Below are 21,133 nucleotides of genomic sequence, written 5' to 3' on the forward strand. Positions count from 1 at the left end.
CCTTTGCAGGCACCTTAAATGAAAACCTCTTGATCTTATTAGAGATTTCCTAATCTCATTTTATAGAAAATGAGAAACTCTCCCCTGTTTTAAGATCCTGCCCACTTGCAGGAATATACAGGATTAACGTTTAATTTGTACTTCGAAATCCGCATATACACTATATATCCTTATGCTATGTATAGCATAGCGATAAATATGCCTAGTAAAACATAAGGATAAAAGCTTCTATCCTTAGTATGCCAAGATAATTCGACACTTTTTTTTATGTCTACACCGTTTGTTACCCAACTATCTCCTTCTTTGCACGGTCTATTAAAAGATCGTCTTGAAGAAAAAGGCTTTGCTTTAACACAACCTCAGCATACGATTTTTCAAGCACGTTCTCCTTCAGTAAGTTGTACTCTCTATACTTCAGGGAAACTTGTCGTACAGGGAAAGGGAGCTCAAGAATTTATCGAGTTTTTCCTAGAGCCTGAAATCTTACTAACCTTTACCCATAATCGTATAGAAGAAGATCTTCGTCCTCGTATAGGTGTAGATGAATCAGGAAAAGGAGATTTTTTCGGTCCCCTGTGCATTGCGGGAGTTTATGCTCGTGATGAAGATACTCTGAAAAATCTCTATAAGACAAAAATCCAAGATTCAAAAATGCTCAATGATACACAAATTGTATCGTTGGCAAAAACTGTTCGTTCATGCTGTAGCTACGATGTCATGATTCTTTATCCTGAAAAATATAATGAGCTTTATGGAAAATTCCGTAATCTCAACATCCTTTTAGCCTGGGCACATGCTACAGTTATTGATAAGCTCGCTCCACATCCTTCCGGTGAGGTGTTCGCTATTTCTGATCAATTTGCCTCTTCAGAAAGCGTTTTACTCAATGCTTTGAAAAAGAAAAATACCGATATCTCAGTAATTCAGAAAGTACGCGCAGAACAAGATATCATTGTCGCTGCTGCATCTATACTAGCTCGAGAAGCTTTTGTCACTGCGATGACGAAGTTAGAACAACGCTTTTCTATTAAGCTTCCAAAAGGCGCCTCAGCACATGTAAAAACTGCTGGAAAATCTATTCTCAAAACACATGGAAAAGATGTTTTATCTCTTGTTTGCAAGACACATTTTAAAACGTTTGATGAAATTTGTGATTCTATATCCCCTTAAAAACATAGTGTGGAAAGAACGGCGATTGCTATTGAAATAAAAAATGCGCTCATCATTAGCTCCTGTGAAAATAAGTAGTAATCTATCCTATGAAAGTATAGTCTAACTTTTATTAAGATAGATCAAAATAGCTAAGACTCATTTCCAAAAACCGGGATAGCATCTCTTCCTCTTAACAAGATATTCTGAGAGATATTTCCTGCAGGAGCTGTAAATAGAGATATGTTGAAGTTGTTATTTCATGTGATGACTCTTGCTGGTCATCTACTCTCCACACCCATCTACATTGTTCATGATGCCTGCGGCGTTGATAAAGAAGCCCGTGATGCCTGTCCCAAGCCACGTCCTTTTTCTCTACAAACGCAGTACTTACAAGTAGAAAGTGCTGATTTTAAAAAACTCCCCAATCAATCTCTTGGCTATCGCCAATTTGACGCAACCTTCCTTTGTACTCTTCCCTTAACTCCACAATCAGGAATACTATTTTCTACAGGTTATGTAGGGGCGAATATTCTTTGGGATAATACTCAACCTGTACCCGGAGACCCAAATTCTCTAGGATACTATACCTTCCAAGACAAGTCATATTATAGCTATATTTTGCTATCCGCAGGAGCCTACACACTATCCTTAAAAAATTGGCAATGGTCTGTGGTTCTTTCTAGCCTTATCGATCCAGAAAATATGGAAGCAGGCTATGGGCTATATCAAGCCGTACTTTCTGGAAAATATCAAGCTACGCAACAACTTTCTGTGATTTTTGGTGTAATCAATGAAACAGGCTTACACCAAGAAAAGGCCTGGCCGTTACTAGGTGCCACCTACAAACCTAATGATAAACTCACAATCAACTGCATCTATCCAGTGAATTTCTCTGTGGAGTATAACTGCACCTCGGTTTGTGATTTTGGAGCTGCGTATCGTCTAACGCGATTACGAAAGAAACTCCATTCCAATGATCTCGCCTCTTCTGAAGGTATTTTCGAATACCAGGGCCGTGAAATTGAAGGTAACGTAAGACTCTGTCCTTGGCCAGGAAGCTTCATCAAACTTTTTTATGGGTGGTCTATCGGCAGTGACATCTCTCTAGCAGATAGCCATAATAATAACGTGACAAATCATCCTTTTAAATCCTCAGCCTTCTTTGGTGGATCTGCTGTGCTTTCTTTCTAAATAAGAATTAAAAAATATTATATAGTTGTGTTGTAGATAATTAGTTTTAATTGGAATTTCGATTGTACTAAATTTTACAACTATCTAAAATTTTTTCATTCTAATATATAAGTTCATTTTTAGGTTAAAATGAATTGTCGTGAAGTTTGTAAAAAAAGCTCACAAATTTATTTCGATTGTACATTTCCTGAGAGGGTCCTTGCACGTCGCTGTCAAAATAAGGCTCAGCAACACCCGAAAACGGCAATGGCTATTGAGGTAGCGGTATCTGTTATTCTCGGCACAATCAAAATTATTACTTTCCCAATAGCAACATTCTCAGCTTTAGGAGTGATTCCCTTTACCTGCGCATTAAAAGCGATTTCTACGAGAAGCTGCAAACACGCCCTTCCTTATTTGGCGGCATGGTTCATCAGCCTTTTGGTCTCTGCTCTTATTATTGGTGCTATTTTTGGCTTGGTTATGGTCGCTCCCGAGGTTGTCTTCTTCATGATCGGTATCTGCGGAGCTATAGGTGCCAGCGCTACGCTTTTAAATATCCATAGGGAATTATTTTCTTTAAGATCTTTACAAACCCAAGAAATTAAACTATCCACGACTTCAGAAGAAACCCTATCTTCTTCCTCATCATCCCCGGACCTCTCTCCTCCTAGCCGGAAAGGTTCTTCCGAAGTTGCGAACCACAACGTGGAAACCACTTTAGAAAACGGAAATTCCTAATTTTTCACAGCCTCTAATATTACTCTTTCTTGGAAAATCCTCACCTAATGTTTCAATAAACACTAGGGTCTTTACTAAAAGTTAACATAGTTAAACAAACAAAACTATCACAACTAAACAACAACAACTTTTATAATATAATTAAGTGGTTATGAAATAACGGTTTTAAAAAAGTTATATTCATATCTAAAACAATATAAAAAAACAGAGCTACGTGCATGAGTAATCCTATAGATCCTTTAGGGCAATCACACCGACCGGTTCCTAAAAGTCAGATACCCACGCCACATACGGGCATCGGAAGTCGTATTCGTACTTCTTCCACAGGATTTTTCGGAAGACTTCTCTCTCTCCCCGATCGCAACCCCAAGATGCGTTATGTGTTCGATATTGGGATTATCGCGATTGCTGTTATTTCCATTATTGGTATTCTTGTTGCCTCTCAGGGACAAGGTCTTTTGTTATTTGGGTTAATCCCCGGGTTTATTTTTGGTGCCCTAGGAGTGACTATGCTCATTTCTGATGTTGCCAATACACCAAGATCTCAGAAAATCGCCGACACTATTACTGCTGTTCTCTTACCATTCATTCTTTTGGGAATAGCTTCAGCATTAATTGCTTCAGCATACTTTACAGCTGGAGGAAGTACCCTTATTCTTGCTAACCCGCAATTCCTTATGGGCTTCATGACCATAGGATTGGCTTTAGTCTCATTGAGCAATGTCACATTCCAGCATTTTAAAACTGAAGCTTTGATTAAAGCTCAGCAAAAGGTTATTGAAGTTTCCGAGCAATCAATAACCCCAACTACACCTTCCGAAAAAGATGTGAAGCGTGTTTCTCAAGAGAGAAGAAGAGATCATGCTGCAGATGCTAGACGTGAGCGCGAAGATCAAGAAACCCGCACGCATACACGTCAGCGACATATCTCTAGAAGCTCGCAGGGAGTGCTTCAACATAGATCGAGAAACCAAATAGAAGTTGAACAAGCTGATCCCGATTATCTATCTTCGGGTGATGAATTTTCTCCTCAAGCACAAGATGACTTTTCTTTTTTACATGATACCTATAACCCATTCTCATCCGTATATCAACCTCCTCAATCTCTAGAAGATTCCTCCTCTGCCATACAAAATGTCCCTTTAGGTCAACCTGTCTCTGGAGACACTACTACAACAGGCCCCGTCACCTCAACACCTCGTAGAGTATCTCGCATAGGAGCTGCAGGATCATCACGATCTAGAAATAGAAATGAGGATGAAGAAAGACAAGAAAGAGATCAAAGTCAAGGTGATGATGAATCTTCAGATCTAGAGAATTCCGATTCACAACGTAAACAAAGTAGAAAAAAGAAAAGAAAGAAAAGCTAGGTTTCTAAAATTTTTCTAATTAAGGATAAAATAAAAAGGCTCTCTTGATGTTTTTCAACCTCAAAAGAGCCATTTTTCCCTTAGATACTCAACAGCTTACAAAAAACCTTAAGATTTTTCAACTATTATTTACCCAATTCAATAAGTAAAAGCTCGTTCACTCTATTTGGAGGAGCTTTTCCTTGAGTGCGTTTCATAATTTGCCCAACTAAAAACCCTAAGGCTTTGGTCTTACCACCCTTATAATCAACAACAGATTGCGAGTTAGCACCCAAAACTTCAGCAATAATCGCAACTAAAGCACTTTCATCTGTCATTGGCAACATCTCAGGATGTTCTTTAAGAATATCTTCAGGACTCTTTTCTGGAGATTCCATCATCATATCGGCAAGATCTTTAGCTATCTTCCCAGTAATCACTCCCTTATCAATAAAATTGACAAGCTGAGCTACGCTGCTAGGAAGAATCCCTGAAAAGGCAAGGTTTTTACCTTGTATTTTACAACGTCCTGCAAACTCTACAGTCACCCAATTAGAAAGAGCTCGGTAATTCTTACATTCTGTAGCGGCTAATTCAAAGAAGTTTGCAATATGCTTATCGCTAATTAAAATAGCAGCGATATCCTCAGCAAGAGCATACTCACGCAAATATCTTTGATATTTGTCATAAGGAAGCTCAGGAAGCGTATCACGTATTTCATTGATATACGCTTCTGTTAACTGCAATACAGGAAGATCCGGTTCTATAAAGTATTTGTAATCCTCAGCTCGCTCTTTAAGACGCATCAATACCGTTTTTTTCTTTTCAGGATCCCAACGGTATGTTGCTCCAGGAATGACAGTTTTTGGATCCTTATTAGGATTTTCTAAATAGGCATCTATCTGTCGGCAGCGTTCTGCTTCTAAAGCTTGCGCCATAAAAGCAAACGAGTTCATATTTTTAATTTCTACCTTATTGCGTAATTCTTCACTACCCCGAGGGCGTACAGAAACGTTCACATCGAAACGCACAGATCCCTCTTCCATATTACAATCAGAAATCCCAATGTAATCTAATAAAGATACAAGAGCTGTAGCATAAGCAACAGCATCGTCCGCACAAAACATACAAGGTTTAGAAACAATTTCTATTAAAGGTACACCGGCACGGTTGTAATCTACTCCTGCAAATTCTCCGAAATGTTTTAACATCCCCGCATCATCTTCAATATGCGCTTGCGCAAGTTCAAAATAACGTTCTTCACCCTGAACAATAGCTTTTACATGTCCTCCCCGCACTATAGGATGCTCAAATTGTGTAATTTGAAAATTCCTAGGACTATCGGGATAAAAATAGGACTTTCTATCGAAACCGCTTAATAAAGCTACTTCACCTTGAACTGCACAACCAAATAAAATGGCCTTTCTTACTGCTTCTTTATTCAATACAGGCAAAGACCCTGGCATTCCTGTACACACAGGAGAGATATTCGTATTAGGCTCATCACCAAAACGATTTCGTGCGCAACTAAATAGCTTTGATTTTGTATTTAACTCTACGTGGACTTCAAGACCTATGACGGATTCCCAATCAGCATAAATATCGCTCATTATTTCACCTCTCCATCAAAAAGTTTGTTACATCCTTTAGGGTATAAATTCTTAATCCCTGCATGTTCTTGGAAACTATAACCGACCTGACATACCTGCTGGTCTTTACCTTTTTGACCAATCACCTGAAATCCTAAAGGTAAGCCTTCTTTAGAAAATCCTGAAGGAACAGCGATAGCAGGTAAATAGGCTAAATTCATAGCAACAGTATAGATATCTTGTAGGTATAGAGAGATAGGATCAAGAATATCCCCATCAGCAAATGCAGGGCAAGAACATACCGGCATAGCAATTACATCACACTTTTCATAAGCTGTTTGGAAAGCTTGAATGATTTTCGCACGAATTGCTGTACCTTTTTTATAGTATACGCTTTGACGCTCTGCAGATAACACATAGTTTCCTAAAAGGATCCTACGCATAACTTCCTTACCAAAACCTTGAACGCGAGAAATAGTATAAACATCTTCCATACTATGAGCTTCTGGAGAGCGGTATCCATAACGGATACCATCAAATCTTGCGAGATTTGTAGTAGCCTCTGCAGAAGCTACTATGTAGTATACAGAAACAGCATGATGTAAAATATCGAGGTCTATATCAACGATCCGACTACCCTGACGCTCTAAAATATTTAATGATTCAAAGAAGTTCTCTTTAACATCATCTCTCAAGCCTTCTAAAAATCCCATAGGCACACCAATCAAACTAGGCACTTCTAAGGATAATGCATCTTGGAAAGATCCTGAGAAAAACTTCTGAGAAGTAGCATCTCTTTCATCTTTCCCCGAGAAAACGTCCATAGCTAAAGCTACGTCTTCAACAACGGTCGTTAAAGGGCCTATCTGATCTAATGAGGAACCAAAAGCAACTAAACCATAACGAGACACAGCACCGTATGAAGGTTTAAATCCAACGACGCCACAAAATGCTGCGGGCTGACGTATAGAACCTCCGGTATCAGAACCTAAGGCTATAGGACAAAATCTTGCAGAAACAGCAGCTGCAGATCCTCCGGAAGACCCTCCAGGAACACAAGATAAATCCCAAGGATTTTTTGTTGGATGAAAAGCAGAATACTGAGTTGTAGAGCCCATGGCAAACTCATCCATATTGAGCTTACCTAAAATAATCCCATCTTCAGCTTCTATACGTTCAACTACAGTAGCATCAAAAGGTGCTATATAATTTTCCAAAATCTTAGAAGCACAAGTCGTACGCAATCCCATAATATGGATATTATCTTTTATCCCTATAGGCACACCTGCAAGTTTCCCTAAAGGCTCTCCCCTTGCACGTTTCGCATCCACACTAGCAGCTTTTTCATAAGCTCTTTCCTGGCAAAGAGAAAGAAAAGCACCTATGCGACTATCTTCTGTTTCTATTCTATTATAAAAATACTCTGCTATCGCTGTAGCTGAAGATTCCCCGCTCACTACAGCATTTCTTAACTCTAAGGCACTCTTTTGATACATATTCCTAAAACCGCGATCTCTACTTAATTACTGTGGGTACTTTTACTAATCCCCCTAAAGATTCGGGGACATTAATAAGAAACTCCTCACGAGAGAAACTTGAGGCGACGACATCTTCTCTTAAATCTTCAGGGCTGATGACATGGGATAAACCAACCTCAATAACTACATCTGTTACATCCATGGAAATAGATGCTTTCATAATACCGATGACTTCGTTTAACGAAGTCTCGTATTCCTGAATAAGCTCTTCGCTTAATTCTAAAGCTGAGCTCTTCGCTAAAAGTAAAATTTCTTCTCTAGTTACATAGGGTTGTGTCATTTCCTAATCTCGATAATTTATTGTAATGAAGCTAATGTCCATTTTGAGTTTTTCATGAAAAAACTTCTTGCTCAACTTAACTCGTTGTATGCAAAAAGTCAATGTCTCCCCAAATGCCTGAAAACAAAAAAAAACTTTATTAAATTATAAAAAAGATTAAAAGATGGAATTAAGTATACATCACTTAGGAGAAAAGCAATGCTAGGCAAACTCGTTCGGGGATTATCCTCTCTTATTGTTGTTCTTTGTGCATTGAACGTAGGAATTATAGGATTAACTCATCATAAAGTAAACCTTATTGCTCGACTATGCGGAGGCGCAAGCGCAACAGCAACACAAATTACTTATATTGTTATTGGAATCGCCGGGATTATTTCTTTAATAAGCTATTGTAGTTGTTGTTCTAAGAAGCATCAAGGTGGGGACTGCTGTACAAAGGGTCATACATCTCATCATTGCGATCCTAAAAATTAGACCTTCTCTTCTCAAAACCTGAGATTTCTTCCTAAAATAATTCTCCTAGTTTTATAGACATCAACGAGAAAATCAAAAGCCACATAAAATAATGTGGCTTTTGATGTTTTTCATTTCCAACACTCAAAGCATTTCCTCTCTGTTTCCTTCTCTGTTGTCTCTTGATTTTTTAATTTCTATCTCCTATTGCGTGAAGGAATCTTCCATATCACCAAAAGAACCTTGTTATGAAGTCTTCCGTTCCTTGGTTGTTAATCTCATCAGCAATTACACTTCCATTATCCTCCATTGTTGCTGCCGAAGAAGCAGTGGTAGCAGAGATTCCTAAGAATTCCGAACCTCAAAATGGAAACGTAAGTTTAGGTCCTAACGATAATTATCCCGGATCAGGAAGTAATGGAGCAGGATTTACTTATAAAGAGACGTCGAACGCTTCCGGGACTACTTATACTCTTAATGGCGATGTATCTATATCTAATGTAACCGCTACCCAGGCACCAGCCTCCAGTAGTCAGTCTGAAGTTCAAGCAAAACCAGCTGCTGAATCTGTAGAGAGAAATGGTGCAGAATCTCAAAATGGTAAGGCTAGTAGTGAAAAGGATAAGGAAAATAAGAACGCAAGTGCGGAAGGAGATTCTTCAAGATCTTCAGAAGAGCATTCAGACGCAGAACCTAGAGTAGAAGAATCATCCAGAACAGAAGTTTCACAACCAAGTACTACAGTTGTTAGCACGGAAAGTTCTAACTCTAGCCCTGAACCCACAGAAGTTTCATCAAGTTCAGATACTGAAACGGTAACAACATCTAGAATTTTATCCGGGATACTAAGAGCTGATGCTACTGTTTCAGATGCAAGCAGTTCATCTAGCTCCGATTCTTCAAGTTCTGAAGGATCTCAAGTCTCTCAGACCCCGACTAAAAGTTGTTTCTCAAATACTGCGGGCCCTCTTACTTTTGTTGGAGCTGGTCATTCCCTCACTTTTGATACTGTAACCATAGAAGCTCAAGGAGCTGCTATTAACAATAGTGCTGGATCAGCTTTAACATTGTCAGGATTTAATAACTTATCCTTTACCAATGCTACAAGCCAAACTCAAACATCCGCAGATAGTGCTATCTATGTTGGGCCTAAAGCCACATCTGGTAGTGGTGAAGCAGGAGCTGCTGAAGTTAGAGGAGCTAGCTCTGCCACTGTCTCAGAACCAAATGCTGCTGCAAGCCTTTGGACGATATCTTCAGATACAGACGCATACGAAAACAGAATTATAGCTGCCGAAGGTAGTTCTGGTGAAAACAGTATTGCCAATCCGAAAGCTGAAGGCGCTGCGCCTGATGCATCTGCTCCTGCCATCGTTCTTAAAGAAAACGTCAACATCACATTTTCTGGCAACTCTTCTAAAAAAGCTGGTGGTGCTATTAATGTTGACGGTGGTTCAGCAACAATACAAAATAATACCGGGACGTGTATCTTCTCAAATAACAATGCTAAAGAGCAAGGTGGTGCTGTATCTGTTACTGGAAATTTCGATATCACTGGAAATAAAACAGTCGTCTTTTCCGGCAATAAAGCCGTAGTTGTTCCTGCAACTCCCACAGAGCCAGCTGTAGAAAAAGAAGCAAGTCAAACACCTACCACAGGTACCGGTGGAGCCATTCATTGTTTAGCAGCTCCTGTTTCTGTTCCCGCAAAGGTTTCAGAAAAAGTTGTTGCCGCTGCCACAGGAGGAGTTCTTCCTTCTATAAGAGCTGTATCGTTATCAACAGATAGCGCTCCCGCACCAAAACAAGCAGATGCCGCTGCAGCTGCTGATCCATGTGTAACCATCTCAGGAAATACTACAGTTACATGTGATAATAATTCCTCTACTGTTAGCGGTGGAGCTATTCATACTAAGAAATTAGTTCTATCTTCAGGTGGAGATATTACCTTCTCTAATAACTCTTCCGGGAAAGGTGGAGCTATCTTCATTACTGATAATGGAGATATCAGCATTACTGCTGCTACAGGATCAATTACTTTCCAAGGCAATACAGTTACAGCAGCTGACGAAATTACTCTTCCTGCCAAACCCCAAGCAGGGGCCGCAGATTCTGCAGTGGCTGGATCAGTCTCTAGTAATGGTCAAGCTGAGAATCAAGCTGATGCTCCTCAGGCCAACTCTGTTCAACCTGAGGATGGAAAAGTTGCAGCTGCGTTTGCAACTTTTGCTAATAAAGCTGAAGCTCAAGTAGATGCTAAAGCTGCTCAAAACCAATCCCAAAAACCTTCCCACAATGCTATTCATTTAGGTAGTGGAGCGATAATTTCACAATTACGTGCTGGAACTGGGCAAACGATTTTCTTCTACGATCCTATTACAACTACAAAACCAGTTGCTGCTAGCCCAGGATCTTCTGGACCTGCAGGTCCTTCAGGACATTCTGTAATTTTAAGAGCTGCCGCAGTTTCTGATGCTGCAGCTGGACCAGGAGCTGCTCCTGCTAAAACTCCTCTAAAAATCAATGCTCTTGATGAACAGGTCCCAGTAGTAAAAGAAGCTCCTGTTTCTGGAGAAACAAAACAAGCCACTTATAATGGTACGGTTGTATTCTCTGGAGAGAAGCTCACTAAGGAAGAAGCTGCAAATCCATTGAATGCAACGAGCGTTTTCAATACCGAAGTATCTCTTGAAGCAGGAACTCTTGTTTTAAGAAGTGGAGCTGGCTTACTTGTAGATTCTTTTGTACAGAAAGATGGTTCTTTGATCATTATGGATGGCGGAACATCAATCATAACGAATGTCCCAGCTGCTGAAAATCCTAGTTCCAAGGCTGCTTCAGTACCAGCAGCTCCTAATAATGTAGTTCCTGTTCTAAATGCATCCTCTAAATCAGACCTGAAAATTATATCTGATTTAGTAGCCTCCTCTTTGATGAACTTTAAACAAAAATGGCCTTCTGCATCTGCATCCGCATCTTCAGGTGTTGTAGCAGGATCTCAATCAAATACAAACGGATCCATTGTAATCAATAATTTGGCTGTTAACTTAGACTCCTTAGGCAATGGTAAAATGATTACTCTTGCTGTACAGGGAACGGGAAATGTTACTTTGACAGGAGATCTGAAATTCCAAGATAGCAGTCAGAATTTTTATGACAATCCCTTGTTAAATAAAAACTTCACCGCAAATATCTTAGATGTTTCGGCAACGGGGGGCGGAACCGTAAATACCAACGGTTTCAATATGATTCCTCAAGGATCCACAAGCTCTAATGTTGGTTATCAAGGTAATTGGGAAGTTGTTAAGAAAGAAGAAAACGGAAAAACCTATTTTGAACTCAAATGGATATCCGCAGGTTACACACCCACTCCAAATCGCCGTGCAACTTTAGTGCCTAACAGCTTATGGTGCTCTGCTATTGATATTCGTGCTATTCAACAACTTGTTGAAGTTAGCACCCAAGGCGAAGACTTCCATAAGGGTATATGGATCTCAGGAATCTCTAACTTCTTCCATAGAGACTCAATGAAAGTACAGAAAGGATTCCGTCATATCAGTTCGGGATATGTTGTGGGCGCAAGCACACAACCTATAACTGATAAGGTTATTGATATTGCTTTCTGTCAGATGTTTGGTAAATCTAAAGATTACCATCTTGCAAAAACTAGATCGCATATCTATGCAGCATCTATCCATACAAAACGTGAAAAACTACTCAACCACTACAAGCTCTCGAATAAGAAAGGTTCTATCCTTACTAAACTTCCTGAGCAAATTCCTGTAATCTTTGATGCTCAACTTAGCTATAGTTTAAGTCATAACTCCATGACTACAAAACACACTCCTAATCCTTCATCAAGAGGTAAATGGAATAACCACTGCGTAGCTGGAGAACTAGGAAGCTATCTTCCTATAGTTATTGATAATCCATTTATTGAAGAGTTCTCTCCATTCATGAAACTTCATGTTGTCTTCGTACAGCAAGAAGACTTCAAAGAAACTAAAGGAAATGATGCAAATAGGAATTTCCAAAGTGCTCACCTTGTAAATATTTCCCTACCTATTGGTATGAAGTTTGAGAAAACAAACAAATATAACATTTATAATATCAGCCTTATCTATCAGCCTGACATCTATCGTGATGCTCCAAAATCTAAAGTATTCCTACCCTCTGCAGATACTGGGTGGTCTACAGGAGCAACAAACTTAGCTAGACAAGCTTTAATAATTGATGGCTGTAATCATCACCATCTAACAGATAGTTTCGAGGTCTTCTGTCATGGAGCTTTCGAACTACGCGGATCTTCTAGAAATTACAACCTTGACCTAGGAGGTAGGTACAAATTCTAAAACCCCGCTTTCTCTGAAACGATCGGGCCTCTTAACAAAAATGAATAAAACATGTCAAGTCTTTTCTGTATTAGACTTGCTTTCTTTTGTACTAATGAGTATTTAACGAAACTGTTTTTTTCATTTCACCACAAGTGTATAAAATGAGGCCTTCTTTATATAAGATTTTAATATCGTCAACCCTGACGATACCATTATCTTTTCACTTCTCGCAATTGCATGCGGAAGTGACTTTAACTCAAGAATCTATTCTCGATGCAAATGGAGCATTCAGTCCGCAATCTACAAGCACTGCGGGAGGAACTACTTACAATGTTGAGAGTGATATTTCTATTGTAGATGCAGGACAAACAGCAGCTCTTGCTTCGGCTGCTTTTGTTCAAACTGCAGCTGATCTAACTTTCAAAGGAAACGGACATAGCCTATCCATAGAAAACGTAAACTCTGGAGCAAACCCCGGAGGGATTAACGTTTCTACTGCAGATAAAGTCCTTACTCTAACAGATTTCTCTAAGCTAAGTTTCACAAAATGCCCAGAGGCTACGGTAAATACTGGGAAAGGAGCTGTTAAATCCGGAGGAGCATTAAACTTAGCAAATAATGCTAGTGTTCTTTTTGATCAGAACCACTCCGCTGAAGATGGTGGAGCTATTTCTTGCAAAGCTTTTTCTCTAACCGGCTCGAGCAAGGAAATCAGCTTCACCACCAACACGACTGCGAAAAAAGGTGGTGCGATTGCTGCTACGGGAGTTACTAACATCTCAGACAACCAAGGAAAAATCGTATTTTCTGGAAATACTGCTGTTAATTCTGGAGGAGCAGTATATGCAGAAGGCAATACGACTATTTCAGGAAACAGCTCTGTTGTTTTTAACAACAATGCTGTTTCTGGAACAGGAGATGGTTGCGGTGGTGCTATCCATTGTAGCAAAACAGGTTCGACACCGGTCCTTACTATAAGAGATAACAAAGTCTTGATTTTTAAGGAAAATACTTCTGCAGCGAAAGGCGGGGCTATTTATGCAGATAAGCTCTATCTAACTTCTGGTGGGCCTACGTTATTTGCAAATAACAAAGCTATCAATGCTTCGCCTAAGGGAGGAGCTGTTGGTATTGCTGCTAACGGAGAATGTAGTATAACAGCTGAACATGGGGATATTACCTTTGAAAATAACCTCACCTCTACAGCAAATAATGCTACGATAAAAAGAAACGCAATTAACATTGAGGGCAATGGAAAATTCATAAATCTACGTGCTGCTTCCGGGAAAACTATTACCTTCTACGATCCTGTAGTTGTTGAAGGCACTGCTGCTGATCTTCTCACTTTAAACAAAGCTGAAGGTGATAAAGTCTACAATGGTAGAATTATCTTCTCTGGAGAAAAGCACACTAAAGAAGAAGCTGCTGTTGCCGACAACTTAAAGACTATATTCACACAGCCTATTACATTAGCAGCTGGTGAGCTGATTTTAAGAAATGGTGTTGAAGTAGAAGCAAAAACTGTTTCGCAAACAGCGGGTTCTCGAATTCTCATGGATACAGGAACAAAGCTATCCGCGAAAACAGAAGACGTCACCTTGACAAACTTAGCCATCAATCCAAATTCTTTGGATGGAAAAAAATTAGCCGTAGTTGTCGCAGATGCAAATGCTAAAAATGTAACTTTGTCAGGGGCTATTGGTGTTATCGATCCTACCGGGAAGTTTTATGAAGATCATAAGCTAAATGAAGCGTTATCTCTTCAAGGAATACAACTTTCTGCAAAAGGAGCTGTAACAACAACAAACGTACCTAGCACTACTGTAGGAACTCCTGAAAGACATTATGGTTATCAAGGGAACTGGTCCGTTGCTTGGGTAAAAGACACTACATCAAATCCTAAAACGCAAACAGCAGTTTTTAAATGGAATAAAACAGGATACATTCCAAATCCTGAGCGTCGTGCTCCCCTAGTATTAAATAGTCTTTGGGGATCCTTCATGGATGTACGTTCTATTCAGGACGTAATGGAACGTAGCGTAGATAGCATATTAGAGACACGTCGTGGTCTTTGGGTTTCTGGAGTGGGAAATTTCTTCCATAGAGATCAAAGTGCGGCAAATCGTAAATTCCGTCATATCAGCTCCGGATATGTATTAGGTGCAACAACTAACACTTCTAAGGAAGATACGCTTAGCGTAGCTTTCTGTCAGCTATTTGGAAAAGATAAGGACTATCTTGTAGCAAAAAATGCTGCGAATATCTATGCAGGTTCTATCTATTATCAACATGTAAGTAAGTTTGATGATCTAACAAGACTATTTAATGGACCAAACACTTGTTGTTCAGGATTCTCTAAAGAAATCCCTATTTTCTTAGATGCTCAAATTACCTATTGTCACTCCGGCAATAATATGACAACTACCTATACAGACTATCCTGAAGTTAAAGGCTCTTGGGGTAATGATACTGTTGGCGTAGCGTTATCTACTAGCGTGCCCATTCCCATATTTAGTTCTTCTTTCTTTGATAGCTATGCACCATTTGCAAAATTGCAAGTTGTCTATGCTCATCAAGAAGATTTCAAAGAACCTACAAGCGAAGGTCGTGTCTTTGAAAGTAGTGATCTTCTCAATATTTCCGTACCTATCGGTATAAAGTTTGAGAAGCTTGTCTATGGAGAAAGAACAGCTTACGATCTTACATTCGTGTATGTACCCGATGTATATCGTCATAACCCAAGCTGTATAACAGGATTAGCTATTAATGACGTTACTTGGTTAACAACAGCTACGAATCTTGCTAGACAAGCTTTCATAGTTCGTGCAGGTAACCATATCGCCTTAACATCTGGATTTGAGATGTTCAGTCAATTTGGTTTCGAATTGCGAAGCTCTTCAAGAAACTATAACGTAGATCTTGGAGCTAAAGTCTCTTTCTAAAAAGCACCCCCCTGCCCATACCTGGGCAGGGCTTCTTCCCTTCCACACTCTCAATCCCCTTGACTTTTAATTGTTTTTGTGATCGGTTAACGCTATCTCAATTCACCCAGAGCATGAAATATGAAATACCCAGTTTACTGGTTCTTAATATCTTCGGGGTTAATCGCCTCGACCTCATTGAGCTTCGCTCAAGGAGAAAGTCAAACTTTGACCCCTGCAGATAGTTATAATGGCAATGGAACATTTACGCCGAAAACCTCAAGCAATTCAACAAGTACAACCTACACCTGTGAAGGCAACGTGTGCATTGCTAATGCAGGAAATCCAACACCTCTAACTGGAAGTTGTTTTTCTCAAACCGCAGGTAATCTCATTTTCATAGGGAATGGACACTCTCTCTGCTTTGATAGCATCAATGCCGGATCTAATAATCCTGGAGCTATTAATGTTAGTGGGAACGATAAAACATTATCCGTAACAGGATTTTCGTCATTTTCATGTGCATCTTGTCCTCCTGGAACAACAGGAATGGGAGCTATTAAAGCTGTGGGAAATACAACTATAAAAGATAATACTAGCCTTATCTTCAATAGAAACTGCTCTTCGACTAATGGTGGCGCTATCAGCTGCACGAGCACAAGTAATAATGCTGATTTAAAGTTTGAGGGAAATCAACATCTTGTATTCTTTGGAAATTTATCAAAAAGTAGCGGTGGAGCTATATATACAGATAAATTAACCATTACTTCAGGCGGATTGACTTTATTTTCTAACAATACTGTCTCTAAAGCCAGTGATCCAAAGGGTGGGGCTATTTGTTTAAATAATACTAGTAGCGAGTGCAGCTTAACCGCAGACCTCGGAAACATTATCTTTGATGGAAATAAAATAATAACAACAGGAGGTAATGCGAAAACTGTCAGAAATTCTATAGATCTAGGTACTGGTGGGAAATTTACCCAATTGAGAGCTAAAGACGGCTTTGGGATTTTCTTCTATGATCCTATAGCGAATAATGGAGACACCAACACAGAAATAGAAATCAACAAAGCTGAAGGAACTACAACCTATTCAGGTCAAATTGTCTTTTCTGGAGAAAAATTAACGGTTGAAGAAAAAACTGAAGCCGAAAATCTTCAATCCTACTTTAAACAACCTTTAAAAATAGATGCCGGTTCTTTAGTCCTTAAAGATAGTGTTACAGTTACAGCAAAAAAGATAACCCAAACACAAGGTTCTTCAGTTGTGATGGATTTAGGCACTACATTACAAACCCCGTCCGCAGACGGAGATGTTATTACCTTAACAGATTTAGCCATTAACGTTACCTCATTGGGGGGGGGGGGGGTTCCTCGCCTGCTAAAATTACAGCAACAACAGCTGATAAAAACATATCAATCACTACTGTTAATCTAGTCGATTCCGACGGGAACGGCTACGAATATCCTATCTTTTCTACCACTCAAAAATTCTCTTCCATAGAAGCTAAAGCAAACGGTTCCGGAACAGTAACTATTCCGGAAAATCTCCCTAACCACATTCCATCTCAACATTACGGATATCAAGGAAATTGGACTGTAACCTGGGCAGGAAACACCAATACCACTAAAACAGCTACTTTAGATTGGAAACAAACCGGTTATCTCCCTAATCCTGAACGTCAAGGTCCATTAGTTCCTAATACTCTTTGGGGATCCTTCTCGGATGTGCGCGCTATTCAGAATCTTATGGATGTTAGCGTCAACGGTGCTGACTATCAGAGAGGCTTCTGGGTATCAGGATTGGCTAACTTCTTACACAAAAGTGGGACAGAAACAAAACGCAAGTTCCGTCACAATAGTGTAGGATACTTGTTAGGAGCCTTTGCTCAAACGCCTTCCGAAGATGTCTTCAGCGCTGCTTTCTGCCAACTCTTTGGAAAAGACAAGGACTATCTTGTTTCAAAGAACTCTTCTAACATTTATGCAGGCTCTATCTACTACCAACACACCTCATTCTGGAGTGCTTGGGATAGACTGCTACAAAATACTATCGGTGCTCAAGCTCCGTTAGTCCTTAATGCACAACTCACCTATAGTCATACTTCTAATGATATGAAGACCAACATGACTGATAAGTATGCTCCGCAAAATGTCGTCTACTCAGAGATCAAGGGTGATTGGGGCAACGATTGTTTCGGAGTAGAACTTGGCGCTGTTGTGCCTATCGAATCTCAATACTCTACCCTATTCGATATGTATTCGCCTTTCCTAAAGTTCCAGCTTGTTCATGCTCACCAAGAGGACTTTAAAGAAAATAGCAGTACTGAAGGAAGATACTTTGAGAGCAGTAATCTCACAAACATTGCTATGCCCATCGGTGTGAAGTTTGAGAGATTCTCTGCAAACGATAGTGCTTCTTACAATTTAACTCTGGCCTACTCACCAGACATTGCAAGAAGCAATCCTGACTGTACGACGTCTCTGCTAGTTAGCCCAACTACAGCTGTTTGGTTAACTAAAGCAACAAACTTAGCTAGACAAGCCTTCATTGTAAGAGCTGGAAATTACTTATCTTTCAGTCCAAACTTTGAAATCTTTAGTCAGTTCGGTTTCGAGCTCAGAGGCTCTTCCAGAACCTACAACATAGACCTCGGATCTAAAATCCAGTTCTAACTCACCTCCACCTCCCCTGCCCCACCACGGGGCAGGGCCTACCAACTCTTTCAATACCATTGACTTTTAATTATTTTTATGATCGTTTTAGTCTATCTAAACCTATCTATGATCTAAAAATATGAAATATCCAGTTTGTTGGTTCTTATCCTTCGGGTTGATAGCCTCGACCTCTTTATGCTTCTCCGCAGCAACAGAAGAAATCTTAACTTCCGAAAATAGTTTCAACGGAAACGATGGCACGAATGCAACATTCACAACACGATCTACATCCAATAATGAGGGAACTATCTATAGATGTAGTGGAGATATTTGTATTGCCTATGCAGGGAAAAGAACTCCTCTAACAACTAGTTGTTTTACTGAATCAACTGGCGATCTGACATTTATAGGTAATTGGCGTAAATTGTGCTTTGAGAATATTGATACTGTCAACAACACTCCAAAACCTGCTGCCATTGAAGTAACAGCTGACAAAACTCTGCTTATTTCAGGATTTTCTTCTTTCTCATGTTCCTACTGCCCGCCATCACAGAAATCAGCTGTACAAGCAGCAGGAGCTATTAAATCGGGAGGAGCAGTAAAGTTTGAAAACACCTTTAATGTTCTATTTGAGAAGAATCAATCTAACGAGAATGGTGGAGCAATCAGTTGTAAAGGACTCACGTTAACAGGCGTCACTGGAACTGCTAATTTTACAGACAATCAATCCGTACAAAACGGCGGCGCTATTTATGCGACAGGGACAACCACGATCTCCAATAACAATAGTGTAATTTTTACAGCAAATGATAGCTCAGGAGGATCTCTTTCAGGTGGAGCTATTGATTGCACTGATGCAACAAATAATAATGCAGAATTAAAATTAGAAAATAATAAAAAGCTCTTATTCTCAGGAAACATAACAGGAAAAAATGGCGGAGCTATTTATGCTGATAAGTTAACCGTTACTTCTGGTGGACCCACCTTGTTTTCTAATAATTATGTTATCCATACCTCATCACCTAAAGGTGGGGCTATTTGTCTAAAAGACACTCACGGAGAATGCAGTCTAACCGCAAATCTTGGTGATATTACTTTTGTAGGAAATACAGTAGTCACTGATCAAACACCTGCTAGAAACTCCATAGATCTAGGTACTGATGGTAAATTCACTCAACTGAGAGCTAAAGACGGCTTCGGCGTTTTCTTTTATGATCCTGTGACATCATCAGGGACACAAGCAACCAGATTAACTATTAATCAACCAGATGGGAATTCAACCTATACTGGAAAAATTGTCTTCTCAGGAGAAAAGCTGACACAGGAAGAAAAAAAAGTTGCGGATAACCTTAAGTCTACACTTATTCAGGAAACATCCCTAAATTCTGGTTCATTGATTCTAAAGGACGGTGTAACTTTAGAAGCCAAATCCTTCACACAAACAGCAGGCTCTTCTGTTATCATGGATTTAGGTACAACACTACAAACACCATCTACAGATGGAGACAGTATAACCCTTACTAACCTTTCTATAAATGTTGCTTCATTAGGCAATGGTGGAGTGGCTACTCCTGCCAAAATTAAAGCAACAACAACCGGAAAGAAAGTTACCATTAATTCGGTTAGCTTTGTTGATGATAATGGTAATGGTTATGACTACCCTATACTTGCCACAGATAAACCCTTCACAGGTATAGAAATTACTGCAGCTACAGCTAGCACTCCTGATATTCCTGCACAAAATCTGACTAATTATGTTCCACCAGCTCACTATGGCTATCAAGGCAATTGGACAGTAACCTGGGCAGGAACCGGTGACACAAAAACTGCAACATTAATTTGGAATAAAACTGGTTATGCCCCCTCTCCTGAACGTCGAGGAACTTTAGTTCCTAATACCTTATGGGGAGCTTTTTCAGATGTAAGAGCTATTCAAAACCTTATGGAAGTTAATGCAAATGGCGCTAATTATCATAGAGGATTCTGGGTATCAGGATTAGCAAACTTTTTACATAAAAGTGGTACCGCAACAAAACCGAGGTTCCGTCACGATAGCGCTGGATACCTCTTGGGAGTATTTAATCAAACGGCTTCGGAAGATATATTTAGTGCTGCATTTGGTCAGTTATTTGGTCGAGATAAGGATTATCTCGTCTCAAAAAATACTGCTAATATCTACACAGGATCTATCTACTATCAACATATCTCATCCCTTGCTGCTTGGGAGAGATTATTAACTAGAGCTTTAGGTCTACAAGTAGCTTTAGTTCTTGATGCTCAACTAACTTATAGTCATGCTTCCAATGAGATAAAAACAAATGCCCCTGGAACTGTTCCTCCTCAAGATACTATTTATTCACAAGTTAAAGGCGATTGGGGTAATGACTGCATTGCAGTAGAGTTTGGGGCTACAGCACCTATCGAATTAGGCTACGCTTTCTTTGATACATATGCTCCGTTTATGAAAGTTCAGTTCGTATATGCTCATCAAGAGGACTTTAAAGAACACAACAATGATAGAGGAAGACATTTTGAAAATAGTCATCTAACAAATGTCTCCCTACCTATAGGAATACGATATGAAAAATCTGCTAAAAACAATCGTTCTTCTTACAATCTAACACTTACTTATGTTCCTGATATTGTGAGAAGCAATCCTAATTGCACAACCTCTCTTCTATCCAATCCTACTGGAGCTATTTGGACAACAACAGCAACAAACTTAGCTAGACAAGCTTTTGCTATAAGAGCAGGAAATTATAAGTCTTTTAGCAAGAATTTCGAAATCTTCAGTCAATTTAGTTTTGAGCTCAGAGACTCTTCTCGAACCTACAATGTAGATCTTGGATCTAAGATCCAGTTCTAATTTCTCTCATCTTCCCTGCCCTATTACGGGCAGGGGTTCTCCAAACACTCTCTGTAATTCTATTGACTTTTAAATATTTTTGT

The 21,133-nt window shown here is 39.6% G+C and carries 13 protein-coding genes and 1 pseudogene; 11 read left to right on the forward strand and 3 right to left on the reverse strand.

Annotated elements, in window-relative coordinates; genetic code table 11:
- Nucleotides 1-267 precede the first annotated feature (267 nt).
- From rnhC to O1W70_RS01395, 4 genes are all read left to right on the forward strand, one after another.
- On the forward strand, nucleotides 268-1,170 hold the full coding sequence (gene rnhC / locus O1W70_RS01380) for a ribonuclease HIII (RefSeq protein WP_332381207.1): 903 nt from the start codon (nucleotides 268-270) through the stop codon (nucleotides 1,168-1,170).
- 222 nt (nucleotides 1,171-1,392) lie between these two features.
- Complete coding sequence (locus O1W70_RS01385) at nucleotides 1,393-2,343, forward strand: hypothetical protein (RefSeq protein WP_332381206.1); 951 nt, start codon at nucleotides 1,393-1,395, stop codon at nucleotides 2,341-2,343.
- 129 nt (nucleotides 2,344-2,472) lie between these two features.
- The gene (locus O1W70_RS01390) at nucleotides 2,473-3,063 is read left to right on the forward strand and encodes a DUF5422 family protein (protein WP_332381205.1); all 591 of its coding nucleotides are present in this window, start codon (nucleotides 2,473-2,475) and stop codon (nucleotides 3,061-3,063) included.
- Nucleotides 3,064-3,281: 218 nt separating this feature from the next.
- The gene (locus O1W70_RS01395; RefSeq protein WP_332381204.1) at nucleotides 3,282-4,433 is read left to right on the forward strand and encodes an IncV family inclusion membrane protein; all 1,152 of its coding nucleotides are present in this window, start codon (nucleotides 3,282-3,284) and stop codon (nucleotides 4,431-4,433) included.
- Nucleotides 4,434-4,558: 125 nt separating this feature from the next.
- On the opposite strand, the gene gatB is transcribed toward O1W70_RS01395, so the two are convergent.
- Genes gatB through gatC form a run of 3 tightly spaced genes read right to left on the reverse strand, consistent with a single transcriptional unit; the run spans nucleotide 4,559 to nucleotide 7,819 of the window.
- Nucleotides 4,559-6,022 carry an Asp-tRNA(Asn)/Glu-tRNA(Gln) amidotransferase subunit GatB gene (gene gatB, locus O1W70_RS01400; RefSeq protein ID WP_375797246.1) on the reverse strand — a complete coding sequence of 488 codons (1,464 nt, stop codon included), beginning with the start codon at nucleotides 6,020-6,022 and terminating at the stop codon, nucleotides 4,559-4,561.
- Nucleotides 6,022-7,497 carry an Asp-tRNA(Asn)/Glu-tRNA(Gln) amidotransferase subunit GatA gene (gene gatA / locus O1W70_RS01405; protein ID WP_213240500.1) on the reverse strand — a complete coding sequence of 492 codons (1,476 nt, stop codon included), beginning with the start codon at nucleotides 7,495-7,497 and terminating at the stop codon, nucleotides 6,022-6,024. Before gatA ends, gatB begins: the two co-directional genes overlap by 1 nt.
- A gap of 19 nt (nucleotides 7,498-7,516) precedes the next feature.
- Complete coding sequence (gene gatC, locus O1W70_RS01410; protein ID WP_332381200.1) at nucleotides 7,517-7,819, reverse strand: Asp-tRNA(Asn)/Glu-tRNA(Gln) amidotransferase subunit GatC; 303 nt, start codon at nucleotides 7,817-7,819, stop codon at nucleotides 7,517-7,519.
- Nucleotides 7,820-8,017: 198 nt separating this feature from the next.
- Here gatC and O1W70_RS01415 point away from each other — a divergent pair, with 198 nt between their 5' ends.
- The 7 genes and pseudogenes from O1W70_RS01415 to O1W70_RS01445 all read left to right on the forward strand — a co-directional run bounded on the left by O1W70_RS01415 (nucleotide 8,018) and on the right by O1W70_RS01445 (nucleotide 21,050).
- Nucleotides 8,018-8,293, forward strand: a complete 276-nt coding sequence (locus tag O1W70_RS01415) for a DUF378 domain-containing protein (protein ID WP_213240498.1) — start codon at nucleotides 8,018-8,020, stop codon at nucleotides 8,291-8,293.
- A gap of 227 nt (nucleotides 8,294-8,520) precedes the next feature.
- On the forward strand, nucleotides 8,521-12,624 hold the full coding sequence (locus O1W70_RS01420) for a polymorphic outer membrane protein middle domain-containing protein (RefSeq protein ID WP_332381196.1): 4,104 nt from the start codon (nucleotides 8,521-8,523) through the stop codon (nucleotides 12,622-12,624).
- A gap of 143 nt (nucleotides 12,625-12,767) precedes the next feature.
- On the forward strand, nucleotides 12,768-15,548 hold the full coding sequence (locus O1W70_RS01425) for a polymorphic outer membrane protein middle domain-containing protein (RefSeq protein WP_332381194.1): 2,781 nt from the start codon (nucleotides 12,768-12,770) through the stop codon (nucleotides 15,546-15,548).
- 120 nt (nucleotides 15,549-15,668) lie between these two features.
- Complete coding sequence (locus tag O1W70_RS01430; protein ID WP_332381193.1) at nucleotides 15,669-16,964, forward strand: chemotaxis protein; 1,296 nt, start codon at nucleotides 15,669-15,671, stop codon at nucleotides 16,962-16,964.
- Nucleotides 16,946-17,119: pseudogene (locus O1W70_RS01435) on the forward strand (autotransporter domain-containing protein); the annotation flags it as partial. The gene O1W70_RS01430 and the pseudogene O1W70_RS01435, both read left to right, overlap by 19 nt.
- 135 nt (nucleotides 17,120-17,254) lie before the next feature.
- Nucleotides 17,255-18,202, forward strand: a complete 948-nt coding sequence (locus O1W70_RS01440) for an autotransporter outer membrane beta-barrel domain-containing protein (protein WP_375797247.1) — start codon at nucleotides 17,255-17,257, stop codon at nucleotides 18,200-18,202.
- 121 nt (nucleotides 18,203-18,323) lie between these two features.
- Nucleotides 18,324-21,050 carry an autotransporter domain-containing protein gene (locus tag O1W70_RS01445; protein ID WP_332381690.1) on the forward strand — a complete coding sequence of 909 codons (2,727 nt, stop codon included), beginning with the start codon at nucleotides 18,324-18,326 and terminating at the stop codon, nucleotides 21,048-21,050.
- Nucleotides 21,051-21,133: the final 83 nt, after the last annotated feature.

Origin of the sequence: Chlamydia sp. 16-02 (assembly GCF_042235055.1) — a bacterium.
In the GTDB taxonomy this organism is placed as follows: Bacteria; Chlamydiota; Chlamydiia; order Chlamydiales; family Chlamydiaceae; genus Chlamydia.